General features: G+C 71.9%; 12 protein-coding genes. 10 read left to right on the forward strand and 2 right to left on the reverse strand.

Annotation, left to right across the window (positions count from 1 at the left end; genetic code table 11):
* From AOJ26_RS25015 to AOJ26_RS25050, 8 genes are all read left to right on the forward strand, one after another.
* A partial coding sequence (locus AOJ26_RS25015) for an amidohydrolase family protein (protein WP_053850596.1) occupies positions 1-748 on the forward strand: 748 nt, incomplete at its 5' end.
* Positions 745-2,025, forward strand: coding sequence for a nickel-dependent lactate racemase (gene larA / locus AOJ26_RS25020; protein ID WP_053850597.1), 1,281 nt, complete (start codon positions 745-747; stop codon positions 2,023-2,025). The genes AOJ26_RS25015 and larA, both read left to right, overlap by 4 nt.
* The gene (gene larB / locus AOJ26_RS25025; RefSeq protein WP_053850598.1) at positions 2,022-2,732 is read left to right on the forward strand and encodes a nickel pincer cofactor biosynthesis protein LarB; all 711 of its coding nucleotides are present in this window, start codon (positions 2,022-2,024) and stop codon (positions 2,730-2,732) included. Before larA ends, larB begins: the two co-directional genes overlap by 4 nt.
* Positions 2,729-3,913 (forward strand): nickel pincer cofactor biosynthesis protein LarC, encoded by a 1,185-nt coding sequence (gene larC / locus AOJ26_RS25030; RefSeq protein WP_053850599.1) that lies wholly within the window; start codon positions 2,729-2,731, stop codon positions 3,911-3,913. The genes larB and larC overlap by 4 nt, the downstream gene beginning before the upstream one ends.
* Positions 3,906-4,724, forward strand: a complete 819-nt coding sequence (gene larE / locus AOJ26_RS25035) for an ATP-dependent sacrificial sulfur transferase LarE (RefSeq protein WP_078960019.1) — start codon at positions 3,906-3,908, stop codon at positions 4,722-4,724. The genes larC and larE overlap by 8 nt, the downstream gene beginning before the upstream one ends.
* 172 nt (positions 4,725-4,896) lie before the next feature.
* The gene (locus AOJ26_RS25040; protein ID WP_053850624.1) at positions 4,897-5,730 is read left to right on the forward strand and encodes a CPBP family intramembrane glutamic endopeptidase; all 834 of its coding nucleotides are present in this window, start codon (positions 4,897-4,899) and stop codon (positions 5,728-5,730) included.
* Positions 5,731-5,903: 173 nt separating this feature from the next.
* The gene (locus AOJ26_RS25045; RefSeq protein WP_053850600.1) at positions 5,904-7,076 is read left to right on the forward strand and encodes a sensor histidine kinase; all 1,173 of its coding nucleotides are present in this window, start codon (positions 5,904-5,906) and stop codon (positions 7,074-7,076) included.
* Positions 7,073-7,753, forward strand: a complete 681-nt coding sequence (locus tag AOJ26_RS25050) for a response regulator (RefSeq protein WP_053850601.1) — start codon at positions 7,073-7,075, stop codon at positions 7,751-7,753. The genes AOJ26_RS25045 and AOJ26_RS25050 overlap by 4 nt, the downstream gene beginning before the upstream one ends.
* 71 nt (positions 7,754-7,824) lie before the next feature.
* On the opposite strand, the gene AOJ26_RS25055 is transcribed toward AOJ26_RS25050, so the two are convergent.
* The gene (locus AOJ26_RS25055; RefSeq protein ID WP_053850602.1) at positions 7,825-8,484 is read right to left on the reverse strand and encodes a TetR/AcrR family transcriptional regulator; all 660 of its coding nucleotides are present in this window, start codon (positions 8,482-8,484) and stop codon (positions 7,825-7,827) included.
* A 220-nt stretch (positions 8,485-8,704) separates the two neighbouring features.
* Here AOJ26_RS25055 and AOJ26_RS25060 point away from each other — a divergent pair, with 220 nt between their 5' ends.
* On the forward strand, positions 8,705-10,165 hold the full coding sequence (locus tag AOJ26_RS25060) for an MFS transporter (RefSeq protein WP_053850603.1): 1,461 nt from the start codon (positions 8,705-8,707) through the stop codon (positions 10,163-10,165).
* A 146-nt stretch (positions 10,166-10,311) separates the two neighbouring features.
* Positions 10,312-10,884, forward strand: a complete 573-nt coding sequence (locus AOJ26_RS25065; protein WP_053850604.1) for a hypothetical protein — start codon at positions 10,312-10,314, stop codon at positions 10,882-10,884.
* Here the strand turns inward: AOJ26_RS25065 and AOJ26_RS25070 are convergent.
* The gene (locus AOJ26_RS25070) at positions 10,874-13,351 is read right to left on the reverse strand and encodes a SpoIIE family protein phosphatase (protein WP_078960021.1); all 2,478 of its coding nucleotides are present in this window, start codon (positions 13,349-13,351) and stop codon (positions 10,874-10,876) included. The two genes, AOJ26_RS25065 and AOJ26_RS25070, sit on opposite strands and share 11 nt — an antisense overlap.
* Positions 13,352-13,512 lie beyond the last annotated feature (161 nt).

Genomic DNA, 13,512 nt, shown 5'->3' on the forward strand with positions numbered 1-13,512 from the left:
GGCGGCCGCCGACATCGACCGCACGATTCTGGTCCAGGTACTGCCCGACGCGGCGGAGAGCGCCGACTTCCTGTCCCTGGCCGCGTCGTCCGACCTGGTCGCGGGCGTCGTCGGCTGGGCGGACCTCACCGCTGAGGACGTGGCCGGGGCGCTGGCCGCCCTGCGGGCGGGCCCCGGCGGCGAACTCCTGGTCGGCGTACGGCATCTGGTGCAGGCCGAACCCGACCCCGCCTGGCTGAACCGACCGGACGTCCAGCGGGGCCTCACGGCGGTGGCGGACGCGAACCTGGTCTACGACCTGCTCACCGTGCCCCACCAGCTGCCCGCGGCCCTCGCCACCGTGCGGGCGCTGCCCCAGCTGACCTTCGTCCTGGACCACGCCTCCAAACCGCCCATCGCCTCAGGGCAACAGCAGCCCTGGGCGGCACGGGTCCGGGAACTGGCCGCCGAGCCCAACGTCTTCTGCAAACTGTCCGGGCTGGTCACCGAGGCCGACCGGCAGACCTGGACCCCGGACGACCTGCGCCCCTACGCCGATGTCGTGCTCGACGCCTTCGGCCCGTCCCGGGTCATGTTCGGTTCCGACTGGCCGGTGTGCCTGCTGGCCGCCTCCTACCGGCAAGTCGTGCGCGCCACCGAGGAACTGACGTCCGCGCTCACCGCCACGGAACGCGCCGAGGTGTTCGGCGGCACGGCGGCCCGCGCCTACCGGATCCCGACGGAAAGACTGCGTGAGGAAACCCCGTGAAAGTACGTCTGGCCTACGGGCAGTCGGGGCTCGACATCGACGTGCCCCCCAAAGCGACGACCGTCGTCGAACCCGTCCACCACGAGGCCGCCGCGGACCAGACGGCGGTCCTTCGTACGGCCCTGCGCGCACCGGTCGCCGGACCGCCGCTGCGCGACCGGGTCCGGCCGGGACAGACGGTGGCGATCTCGGCCTGTGACGGCACCCGCCCCCAGCCGCGCCACCTGATGATCCCGGCCGTCCTCGACGAACTCGACGGCATCGTCCGCCTGGAGGACGTCGTCGTCCTCGTCGCCACCGGCACCCACCGGGGCAACAGCGAGGCCGAGTTGCGCGCGATGTTCGGCGACGAGGTCGTGGACACCGTGCGGATCGTCAACCACGACGCCCGGGACACCGCGCAGCTGACATGGCTGGGCACCCACGGCAAGGGCGTCCCGGTTTGGCTGAACCGCGAGTGGGTGGCGGCCGACGTCCGCATCACCACCGGTTTCGTCGAGCCGCACTTCTTCGCGGGCTTCTCAGGCGGCCCCAAACTCGTCGCCCCGGGCCTCGCCGCACTGGAGACCGTGCTCGTGCTGCACGACGCGGCCCGGATCGGCGACCCGCGCGCCACCTGGGGCGTCATCCACGGCAACCCGGTCCACGACGACGTACGCGCCATCGCCGAGGCCACCGGTGTGACCTTCGCGCTGGACGTGGTGCTCAACCGGGACAAGGACATCGTGGCCGCCTTCGGCGGTGATCTGCTGGCGATGCACGCGGCCGCCACCGCCACGGCCAAGCGCATGGCGATGCGGCCCGTTCCGGCGCCGTTCGATGTCGTCGTCACCACCAACTCCGGTTTTCCCCTGGACCAGAACCTCTACCAGGCCGTCAAGGGCATGTCCGCCGCCTACCAGGTGGTCCGCCCCGGCGGGACGATCGTCTGCGCCGCCGAGTGCCGGGACGGCTTTCCCGATCACGGCTCGTACCGCGAGGTCCTGGCCTCCGCCGCCTCGCCGCGGGCACTCCTCGACGACATCAACGCCCGCACCGAGACCGTCCCCGACCAGTGGCAGGTGCAGATCCAGGCACGCATCCAGTCCGGCAGCCGGGTCGTCATGCACACCGGCTTCCTCAGCGACGCCGAACTGGCCACCGCTCATCTGGAGCAGACGCGGGACATCTCGGCCACCGTCGCCGAAGCCCTCGCGGCCGCAGGCCCCGGGGCTCGCGTGTGCGTTCTGCCCGAAGGCCCGCAGACCATCCCGTACGTCGACGGGGGCCTGTCATGAGCGAGGTGCTGAACCTGGGCTTCGCCCGCGTCGACCTGGACCGCGAGGCCCGCCAGGGACTGCCCGAGGTCGTGTACGGGCCCGGCAAGACTCCCGAGCAGATCACGGGCATCGTCACCGGCCTCCTGGCGCACAACAGCGGCCCGGTGCTCGTCACGCGCGTCGACCCGGAGACCGCCGAGACCGTCCGGGCGTCCGTGGGCGGCGGGACGTACGACGCCGAGGCCCGGCTGCTGCTGTGGCGTCCCGCCGCCACCGGAAAGTTCTCCGTCCTCGTCGCCGCGGCGGGTACGTCCGACCGGCCGGTCGCCGCCGAGGCCGTCGCCGTGGCCACGGCCGTCGGCCTGGACACCAGCGCCGTCCACGACGTCGGCGTGGCGGGGCTCGACCGCGTCCTGCAGGTCCGGGACCGACTGCGGGCCGCGGACGCGGTGATCGTCGTGGCCGGCATGGAAGGCGCCCTCGCCAGTGTCGTCGGCGGCCTGGTGCGCGCTCCGGTCGTCGCCGTCCCCGTCTCCACCGGTTACGGCGCCTCCCTGGAGGGCGTCACCGCGCTGCTCGCCATGCACGCGTCCTGCGCCGCCGGGGTGAGCGTGGTCAACATCGACTCCGGCTTCTCGGCGGCGATGGCGGTCCACCGCATCGCCCAGGGCCACCGCACCGCCCAGGACCACCACGGGACCCAGGACCACGGAGGCCCCCGGTGATCTGCTGGATCAACCCCTTCACCGGCCTGGCCGGCGACATGCTGCTGGCCGCGCTCATCGACGCCGGAGCACCCCTCGACCGTATCCGGTCCGCGATCGCTGCCACCGGCCTCACCGGCTGGGAACTCACCGCCGAACGCGTCACCGACCACGGCCTGTCCGCCACCCGCGTCCACGTGCACGTCACGGACCCCCACACACAGCGGCACGCGGCCGAGGTCGTCGAACTCGCCTCCCGCGCCGCTCCCGAGCCCGTCGCGGCCCTCGCGGTCGCCGCGGTGACAGCCGTCGCGGAGGTGGAGGGCAGGCTGCACGACGCCGAACCGGCCGCCGTCCACCTGCACGAACTGGGCGGCCACGACACCCTGGTGGACATCGTCGGCACCGCCGCCGCCCTGCACGCCCTCGGCGTCACCGAAGTCGTCAGTTCGCCGCTGCCCCTCGGCAGGGGACGCATCGACGCGGCCCACGGCCTGCTGCCCTGCCCGGCCCCGGCGACCCTCGCGCTGCTGACCGGCGCGCAGGTCACCGGCACCGATCTGCCGGGGGAGACGGTGACCCCCACCGGCGCCGCACTGCTGCGCGCCTGCGGGGCCCGGTACGGCCCACCGCCGCCGATGACCCTCGGCCCCACGGGATACGGCGCCGGGAGCCGCAGGCTGCCCGACCGGCCGAACGTGAGCGCCGTGACCCTCGGGGAACCGGTCCGCACCGGGCAGGAGGACGTCGTCGTGCTGGAGACCAACCTCGACGACGTCACCGGCGAGGTCCTCGGCCACACCATCGCCCGCGCCATGGAGTCCGGGGCGCTCGACGCCTGGGCCACCCCCGCCGTGATGAAGAAGGGCCGGCCCGGCCAGGTCCTGCACGTGCTCACCACCCCCCAGCACGAGAGGCCGCTGCGGGACCTCGTCCTGGCCGAGACCGGCACCCTCGGGATCCGCCGCCTCACCGCCACCCGCACCACGCTGCCGCGCCGCTTCGAGACCGTCGACGTCGACGGCCATCCGGTGCGGATCAAGATCGGCCCTCACCGGGCCAAGCCCGAACACGAGGACCTGGTGGCGGCCGCGACCCAACTGGGCCTGCCCCTGCGCGCGGTGGCCGCCCGTGCGCTGCGACGGCGACTGAGCGGCGAGGCCGGCGACCACCGGTCACAGGAGGCGGGGACGGATGACTGAGGCGACACAGGAACAGCGCCTGCTGGACCGGATGGGAGCCATCGGACCGGTCGCCGTGGCCTACTCGGGCGGCGCGGACTCGGCTCTCGTCCTCGCCGCCGCGGTACGGGCCCTGGGAGCGAAGCGGGTCGTGGCCGTCACCGCCGTCTCGGAGAGCCTGGCCGCCGAGGAACTCCCACGCGCCCGCCGGCTGGCCGAACAGCTGGGAGTGGTCCACCTGACCCCCCGCACCGAGGAACTCGCGCGCCCCGGCTACCGGGCCAACGGACGCGACCGTTGCTACTTCTGCAAGTCGGAGGTCCTGGACACCATCACCGCCCTCGCCGGCGAGCACGGATACGACCAGGTCGCCACCGGGACCAACGCCGACGACGCCCGCGACCCGCACCGCCCGGGCATCCGGGCAGGCCGGGAACGCGGCATCCACACCCCGCTCCTCGACACCGGCCTGGACAAGGCGGCCGTACGCCGTCTCAGCAGGGCCTGGTCCCTGTCGACCTGGGACAAGCCGGCAACTCCCTGTCTGGCCAGCCGGATCCGCTACGGCATCGAGGTCACCCCGTACCGCCTGGCCCGCGTCGACCGAGCGGAGACCGCCGTGCGCGCCCTGCTCGCCGACGCCGGACTGACCGTGACGGATCTCAGGGTCCGCGACCTCGGGGACACCGTCCGCCTGGAGATCGACCCCCCGCTCGTGGACCGCGTCGCGGCCCACCCGGAGATCTCCCGGGCCCTTTCGGCCGCGGGCTACGGCGACCTGCCCCAGCACGTCGAGCCCTTCCGGTCGGGACGGCTCAACGTCGAGCCCTGAGGAGCTGCCGACGACACGTTGTCCCTCTCGCGAGCTACGCAGGAGTGTCCACTGCACGGTGACGATTCCCGAGCGTCGGCTCCGTAGCGTTCGGTGCACCGCGGAGCGCCGCACCGCGGGCCGGGGACGGAACCGGACGGGACTGGCAGAGGGAGCTCACGTCGTGAAGGTCATGAAGATCGTCCTGCAGATAGTCGTCGTGTTCGCGGTCTACGCGATCAGTGGCGGCGTCATCAGCGGGGTGAAGGACAATCCGTGGCTGTCACTGGCGGCGGGCGCCCTCACCGTGGCCGCCATGGTGTTCGTCTACCGGTGGGCCGTGAGACGCACCGAGAACCGTGAGGTCACCGAGCTTCAGAGGAACGGCGCGGGCAGCGCGGCCTCGTGGGGCATGCTCTTCGGCACCTTGATGTTCCTGTGCGTCATCGGCAACATCTACTTCCTCGGCGACTACGAGGTCCACGGCATCGACTCGGTGAGCGGGGCCGTCGGCCTGATCGGCTTCATGGCCGGCGCCGCCGCGGCCGAGGAGATCGTCTTCCGCGGTCTGCTGTTCCGGCTCGTGGAACGGGGCGCGGGCACGTACATCGCGCTGGTACTGTCCGGGCTCGTGTTCGGCGGCATGCATCTCCTCAACGACGACGCCACCCTCGCCGGTGCCCTGGCCATCTCCGTCGAGGCCGGCGCGATGCTCGCCGCCGGGTACGCCGCCACCCGCAACCTGTGGCTGCCGATGGGCGTGCACTTCGCCTGGAACTACATGGAGGCCGGCATCTTCAGCACCCAGGTCTCGGGCAACGGTGACAACCACGGTCTGCTGGAAGCGAGCCTGTCCGGCAGCAAGCTGGTCACGGGCGGCGAGTTCGGCCCCGAGGCGAGCCTGTACGCGGTGCTCTTCGGCACGCTGTTGACGGTCTGCTTCCTGATCGTGGCCCACCGCCGCGGCAACATCGTCCCCCTGCGCCGCGCCGAGCGCGCGCACACCCTCGCCGCCCTCACCCGCTGATGACAGAGCAGCGATCCGCAGGGACGCCGGAGCACCGGACGCACGGAGGCGAGGGTCGCGAGGACGGAGCCGGGCACCCGTCGGCCGGTGCCCGGCTCCGGCTGTTCCCGCGCACGGGAGGGCAGGTGGCAGTCCGCCGCCGACTGGGCGGGATCCGACGCCGGCTGGGCGCAGTGCAGAAGAGACTGAGGGGCGCCTGGTACCGGCTGGACGTCGTCGTGCGGGACCTTCCGTTCGGGTTGCTCCTGCTGACCGGTTCGTTCGTCCCGGCACTGCGCGAGAACGGAACGGTTCTCGGGGGCGTCCCCGATCGCCAACACGACGTACTGGCCGTCGTGGTGATCCTGCTGGAGTCCCTGCCGCTCGCGGTGCGGCGGCGGTTGCCGGCCCTCTCCCTGGCTCTGGTGTCCTGCGGGTTCGCGATCGATCAGCTCCGCGGCTACCACACCTTCGCGGCCACCGCGATGCCGGTCATGCTGGTGAGTACCGGCTCGCACCTGGAACGGCACCGCCGGATCTGCGTGTTCGGCCTCACCGCGGCGTACGTGGCACTGGTGGTGCCCCTCTCCCGGGTCGGCCACGGCGAGGACGTCACGGGATTTGTGACGTTCTATCTGGCGCTGTGTCTGGCGTGGGGCACCGGCGGCTGGCTGCGTACCACCCGGCGGGCGGAGGCCGAGCGCCGCAGGCGGATCGCGGTGGAGACGCGGACTGCCGAACGCACGCGGATCGCGCGGGAGTTGCACGACGTGGTGACCCATCACGTGACGGCGATGGTGGTGCAGGCGGAGGCCGCCCGCTATCTGACCGCCGCCCCGGAGAGGCTGGAGGAGTCCTTGAGCGCCGTCTCCGACACCGGGCGGCGAGCGATCACCGATCTGCGGCACCTTCTGGACCTGCTCAATCCCGATCACGGCACCGGCAGTGGCGGCGACGGCCCGGGGGAGCGGAGGTCTCCGGCCGTCGGCCGCCTCCTCACCCTCGTGGAGCAGACCCGCCGGGCGGGCCAGCCGGTGGCGTTCACCGAGGAGGGCACCCCGCCGGTGTCCACCGGCAGCGCCGACCTCGTGGCCTACCGGGTGGTGCAGGAAGCACTGACCAACGCCCTCAAGTACGCTCACGGCAGCCGGACTTCGGTCACCGTTCGGCACGGCGAGAGGGAGATCACCGTGGAGGTCAGCACGGACGGTACCGGCTCACGGGCCGCCGCCGTCGGTGGCAGCGGGCGGGGTCTGGCCGGTCTGCGCGAGCGCGTCGACGTCCTCGGCGGTGACTTCAGCGCGGGCGCCGGTGCGGGCGGCGGCTTCGTCGTGCGGGCGCGGATTCCGGCCGGGAGCCGCTCGTGAGCACATCGTCGCCGTCCGGGGCCGCACCGACCCGGGTCCTCGTCTGCGACGACCAGGCGCTCATCCGGACGGGCCTGGTCACCATCATCGACGCGCAGCCCGACATGGAGGTGGTGGGCGAGTGCGGCGACGGGCAGACAGGCGTCGAACTCGCGCGCAAGCTCACGCCGGACGTCGTGGTCATGGACATCCGCATGCCGGTCCTCGACGGCCTCGAAGCCACCCGCCTGCTGGCGGGCGCCGGGGTCGCCCACCCCGTCAAGGTCCTCGTGATCACCACGTTCAACCTGGACGAGTACGTCTACGAGGCGCTGCGCGCCGGAGCGAGCGGCTTCCTGCTCAAGGACGCCCCGCCCGACCGCCTGCTGCACGGCATCCGCACGGTGGCCATGGGGGCGGCGCTGCTGGATCCCGACGTCACCCGCCAGCTCGTCGGCCGGTACGCGGCCCGCATCCGCCCCCTCGACGGCGCCCGGGCGGACATCCCGCTCACGCCCCGCGAGCTGGAGGTGCTGCGGCTGATCGCGGACGGGCTCTCCAACAGTGAGATCGCCGCTGCCTTGGTCATCAGCCAGGAGACCGTGAAGACGTTCGTCTCGCGCATCCTCACCAAGTTGAGCCTGCGCGACCGCGTCCAGGCGGTCGTCTACGCGTTCCGTCACGGCCTGGCGAGCTGAGCTTCCCGGAAGCCGGGGGGCGGCAGCATCAGGGTTGCGTTGACCTAGCCGTCCGGGACGGGTGCTGATCGTCAGGCGTCGCGTGTGGTTCCTGCCTGGAGGCGCAGGCCCGCGAGGGTCAGTTCCAGTGCGGCGAGGAACTGGTCCCTGTCGTCGTGCCCGGCGAACTCGTCGACGATCTCGTGCATGAACGGGAACTGTGCGGCGTCGAGCCTTCGCCAGGAGTCGGCGTAGCGGTTGAGGAACTCCACGCGGCCCACCGTGCCGTCCAGCACTTCCTGCGGGGGTTCCGCGCCCAGGTCGGCGGCTGTGCCGACCACGACGCCGAGGATCGCCGACACGGCGTGGAACCGCTGCCGCGGTGTGAGGTCGAGGCGCAGGGTCTGTTGGCCGAGTTTCTCGTACAGCCGTAGCGAGTGGCCCTGGACGTCGGTGTTGCGCATGAAGTAGGCCGACAGCCACGGCCGGTCGATCATCGCGTCGAAGAGGGTGATCGCCATCTCCCGCAGGTCGGCGATCGGGTCGTCGCTCTGCGGCTGTTCCTCGACGGCGGTCAGGATGCCGCCGACCACGTGGTCGGCGGCGCGGTCGAACAGTTCGTCCTTGCTGTCGACGTACCAGTAGATGGTCCCGACGCCGGTGCCGAGCCGGGCGGCGAGGGCGCGGAAGGTCAGGGCCGACTGGCCCGCCTCGTCGAGCAGGGCCACGGCCGCGCTGAGGACCGCCTCCATGGAGTGCGAGGCGCGTTGGCGGCCTCGGGGGGAGGTGTCGGTGGAGGTGCGTGGTCGCGGGCGTGGCATGCAGCCATCCAATCACAGGCTTGCTCTTCTATCGAACGGTGTTCTACGATCGAACACTGTTCCAGCATGGAACGACGTTCCTTTATTGAATCCTGTTCCAGCGCCGTGTGCGTCCTGCGACGACCGGCGACGTTACGAGAGGAGGCCGGCCATGACCGCGACCACCACAGCCGAGCCCGCTGCGTCCCGTACCTATTCGTCCCTGCGTGCGGCCTGGATCCCGCTGACCGCACTCTGCCTGGCCTTCTTTGTCGAGATGGTGGACAACACCCTGCTGTCGATCGCGTTGCCGACCATCGGCCGCGGCCTCGGCGGCGGCACCACCGCCCTGCAGTGGGTCACCGGCGCCTACTCGCTCACGTTCGGGGGTCTCCTGCTCACAGCGGGGTCCCTGGCCGACCGCCTCGGACGCCGACGCGTGCTGCTCATCGGCCTCACCGTGTTCGGCCTGCTGAGCCTGTGCGTCATCGCCGTCGACTCCTCCGGGCAGCTCATAGCGCTGCGCGCCGGGCTCGGCGTGGCCGCTGCCGCCATGGCACCCATCACCAACTCGCTCGTCTTCAGACTGTTCGACGAGCAGGCACTGCGCATGCGCGCGATGACCCTGATGATCGTCGTCGGCATGTCCGGATTCGTGCTCGGCCCGCTGCTCGGCGGCACCGCGCTGGCCCACGTGAGCTGGCAGTGGCTGCTGCTGATCAACGCGCCGATCGCGCTGATCGCCGGCATCGGGGTGCGGCTCGGGGTCGCCGCCGACCGTCCTCAGGACCTGACGGACGACAGGCTCGACCTGCCGGGGGCCGTCCTCAGCGTCCTCGCCATCGGCCTCGCTTGTTACGCGCTGACCAGCGGCGTCGAGCACGGCTGGCTCTCCACCGTCACGCTCGCCTCGATGGTCGGCGCGGTGGCCGCCGGTATCGGGTTCGTGCGCCACGAGCGCCGCAGCGCGGCACCCATGCTGGACCTCGCCATCTTCTCCGGCGGGACCGTCCGCGGCGCGGCCATCGCCCAGATCGGGACGTCCATCGCGATGGCCGGCGTGATGTTCGGGCTCATCCTCCACTTCCAGTACGCCTACGGATGGAGCCCGGTGCGGGCCGGCCTGGCGAACCTGCCGCTCATCGTGACGATGATCGTCGCGACCCCCCTGTCGGAAGGGCTCGCCAAGAAGTTCGGCCACCGCGTCGCCTGTCTGGTCGGCGCGGCCTGCCTGTCCGGCGCACTCGCCGGGCTCGCCTGGGGCGTCGACCACGGGTACGCCGCCATCGCCGCCTCCATGGTGGTGATGACCATCGGTCTGCGCACCGTCATGACGATCTGCGCGATCGCCCTGGTCGACGCGATGCCGGAGAACCGCACCTCGATCGGCGCGGCGCTCAACGACACCGCCCAGGAGGTCGGCACGAGTGTCGGCACGGCCGTCACCGGAACCCTGATCGCGGCACTGGTCACCACCCGGCTGCCCGCGGGCGTCTGGAACAGCGACCTCGTGCGGTCCTTCTTCCACGGCGAGCGGATCATCTACGGCGTACTCGCGGTGGTCGTGGGCCTGATCGCGGCAGGGGGCGCACTCACCCTGACCGACTCCCACGCGGTCGAGGAGCCGGCCTGAGCGGAGGGCTTCGGGCTTGGAACAGGTTGCTTGTCGGTGGGGGGCGCATAGCAACCTCGCAATCACAAGCGCCGACGATGGTGACCGCCCGGGCACATCGCCGCCGGGCGGGATTGCGGCGGGATCTTGAGGGCACGTGCAGGTGCATGGACAGTGACAGCGTCCGGGTGCCGCCGCTGCGGCCCGGTCACTACGATCCCGCCGACTACGCCGGCACGGTGGTGCGCACTGCCGAGGCGGCCGGTGTCTCTCCTCGACTCGTGATGGGCGTCCTCTACAACGAGGCGTACAAGCCCCACCATCCGCTGCTGGAGCGGCTGTGGCAGTGGTGGAAGCCGGGGGCGTCCTTCGGAGTGGCCAACATGCACCGGGCGGCATTCGAGCAGGTACGACGGACGCACGGCCTGTCCGGGCGCTGGCAGGATCTGCGGGACGACCCCGCCTTCGCCATCCGCGCGGCGGCGCTGCACCTGAAGGACCTCGACGACCGGCTTCCGGAGCGCCATGTGCGCCGGTACACCCGCGACGAACTCCTCGCCCTCGGGTACAACGCGGGCGAACGCAACATGCGCGCCTTCGCCCGCGGCATACCCCCGGGCCCCATGGCATGGTCCTACCTGCGCCGTTTCCGCGCCGGACGGCAGCGCGCCGCCGAAGCCCTCGCAGGAGGTAGCCCTACGGGTCGGTCCGGGCCGCCACGCTCATCGTTCACCCGGTAGGGGGCGGCGATGTCTCGCCGGAGGTGGGTGCGAGGGACTGCGCGCACCAGATGGTCTTGCCCTGAGGAGTGTGCCGGGTGCCCCACCCCTGGGTGAGCTGGGCGACCAGCAACAGCCCCCGGCCGCCCTCGTCGAAGGCTCGCGCCCGGCGCAGGTGCGGGGCGGTATTGCTGGAGTCCGAGACCTCGCAGATCAGGGCGGTGTCGCGAATCAGCCGGAGCTTGATCGGGGGCTCGCCGTACCTGATGGCGTTGGTGACGAGTTCGCTGACGACCAGTTCGGTGACGAACGTCGCCTCCTCCAGCCCCCAGGCCTCCACCTGGTCGACGGCGAACTGCCGGGCGCGCGACACCTCCGCGACGTCCGGTTCGACGTCCCGGTCGGCGACGTGCTGGGGATCCAGCGCACAGGTGCGCGCGAGCAGGACCGCGGCGTCGTCCGTGCGGTGTTCGGGCAGCATGGCCTCCATCACCGTGTCACACAGGGCCTCCAGTGAGGGAGCCCTGTGGTCCAGGAAGCCCAGCAGTTCGGCGATCCCCTGGTCGACGTCGCGCTCGCGGTTCTCCACCAGCCCGTCGGTGTAGAGGGCCAGCAGGCTGCCCTCGGGCAGCTCCAACTCGGTCGCCTCGAACGGCAGGCCACCGATCCCCAGCGGCGGCCCCGGCTGTGCGGACACCGGGATCGTGGTGCCGTCCGGAGCGATGACCAGCGGGAACGGGTGACCGGCACTCGCCAGCGTCAGACGGCGGGAGACCGGGTCGTAGACGGTGTACAGGCAGGTAGCCCCGGTTTCGGCGGTCGTCTGGAAGTGACTGGTGGGCTGGAGGTCGCTGGCGAAGTGGAGGACCAGGTCGTCGAGATGGGTCAGCAGCTCGTCCGGCGGCAGGTCGACGTCGGCGAGCGTGCGCACCGCCGTGCGCAGCCGGCCCATGCTGGCCGAGGCGTGCAGGCCGTGGCCGACGACATCACCCATGATCAGCGCGACCCGTGCGCCGGACAGGGGGATGACGTCGAACCAGTCGCCGCCCACCTCCGCGTCGGTCCCCGCGGGCAGGTAGCGCGAGGCCACCTCGACCGCTTCCTGACTGGGCAACCGCTGGGGGAGCAGACTGCGTTGCAGGGTCAGCGCGGTGGTGCTCTGGTGGACGTACCGGCGGGCGTTGTCGATGGCGACGGCCGCCTTGGCGGTGAGTTGCTCGGCGAGGATCAGGTCGTCGGCGGTGAAGGCCTCGGGCCGGTCGAGCCGGGAGAACGTGACGACACCCAGCAGCGCGCCGCGGGCCCGGAGCGGCACGGTGATGCGGCCGGTCAGACCTTCCGCCGTGATGCCCTTGTCGATCACCGGGTTGCCGGGCGGCCAGTGGGCCGGGTCCGCTGCGAGCCCGGGACCGAAGGCCCATTCACCGCCGACGCCGGGATCGGTGGAGAGCTCCACGGTTGACCTGCCGGTGGCCATGCAGGTGGCGGGCACCGAATGAACCGCATGCGTCACCGGCACCGCGGGCCCGGCCGGTCGATCGGCGTCCTCCGCGGCACCGTGCCGGGCGGCACGGCTGAGCGTGAGGGGTTCGTCGTGGCTGACCGCCGGGGGAGAGGGCGGTTCCTCCCCGCGCAGCACCTCGTCGAAGAGATCCACGGTGACCAGGTCGGTGAACCCCGGTACGGAAGTCGTGGCCAGCTCCTGGGCGGTGCCGATGACGTCGAGGGTGCGCCCGATGCCGGTGCTGGCCTCGTTGAGGATGAGCAGACGCTGCCGGGCCCAGTACTCGGCGCTCATGTCGAATCCCCAGTTGGCGACCGCGCGCACGTTGCCCTCGGTGTCCCGGACGGGCCAGATGCTGGTGGCCCAGGCGTTGGCGTAGTTGCTGCCGCGCGGACGGAAGACGGTGATCAGGCGCGCGGGTTGCCCCGTCCTCGCCACCTCGGCGAGCTTGTCGGTGTAGGGCTTGTCGTCCCGTTCGGGAAACAGCGAGCGGTCGAACTCGGGCAGCACCTCGCGGTACTGCTTGCCGAGCACCTGCTCCTCGGTGTGTGCGATCACCCGACCCGAGGAGGCGTTGATCCACAGGAATCGCAGCTCGGGGTCGTAGGCGCCCAGCGCGAAGGGGCACTGCTCGAAGGCCCGGTCCGCGATGACCGGCCGGCGATCCCACCGCTGGGCGGTGACCACACGGCCCAGCAGGCGCCCCTGAGGGCCGCGCAACGGCTGCACCGTGATCACGGAGTCCACCGTGTGGCCGTCCCGGTGACGCAGGGCGACGGGTCCGGAGAGGGCGTCCGCGTCGTGGCTCCCGGGGAATCCGGGCGGCACGGGCCCGGCCAGCAGCTCGGTCACCGGCCGTCCGACGGTGTCCTCCGCCGTCCAGCCGAGCAGCTGACACCCTCCCTCGCTCCAGCCGCTGACCCGGCCGTCCGGGTCGACCATGACGACGGCGGTCGGGGCGTCCTGATCGTCAGCGATCGTCACGCGTCACACCTCCGTCCGGACAGCGGTGTCGCGGTGTCCGCCGGGGCTGGTCTCCAGCGGCCCTCCGCCAGCGTAGAGCGGCTGCCGCTGCGGGGCGTCCCGACCGGTGCGGTCGGGACGCTGGGCCGGTGGTCCTCACGCGGCCGGACACACCAGCCGGT

Origin of the sequence: Streptomyces sp. NRRL B-24085, from assembly GCF_001282115.1 — a bacterium.
In the GTDB taxonomy this organism is placed as follows: Bacteria; Actinomycetota; Actinomycetes; order Streptomycetales; family Streptomycetaceae; genus Streptomyces.

Bases quoted from the DNA above. Each gene is read 5' to 3' on its own strand.
- AOJ26_RS25040 (WP_053850624.1), top strand. From the start codon at position 4,897: ATGAAGATCGTCCTGCAGATAGTCGTCGTGTTCGCGGTCTACGCGATC.
- larB (WP_053850598.1), top strand. From the start codon at position 2,022: ATGAGCGAGGTGCTGAACCTGGGCTTCGCCCGCGTCGACCTGGACCGC.
- larE (WP_078960019.1), top strand. From the start codon at position 3,906: ATGACTGAGGCGACACAGGAACAGCGCCTGCTGGACCGGATGGGAGCC.
- AOJ26_RS25055 (WP_053850602.1), bottom strand. From the start codon at position 8,484: ATGGAGGCGGTCCTCAGCGCGGCCGTGGCCCTGCTCGACGAGGCGGGC.
- AOJ26_RS25065 (WP_053850604.1), top strand. From the start codon at position 10,312: ATGGACAGTGACAGCGTCCGGGTGCCGCCGCTGCGGCCCGGTCACTAC.
- AOJ26_RS25060 (WP_053850603.1), top strand. From the start codon at position 8,705: ATGACCGCGACCACCACAGCCGAGCCCGCTGCGTCCCGTACCTATTCG.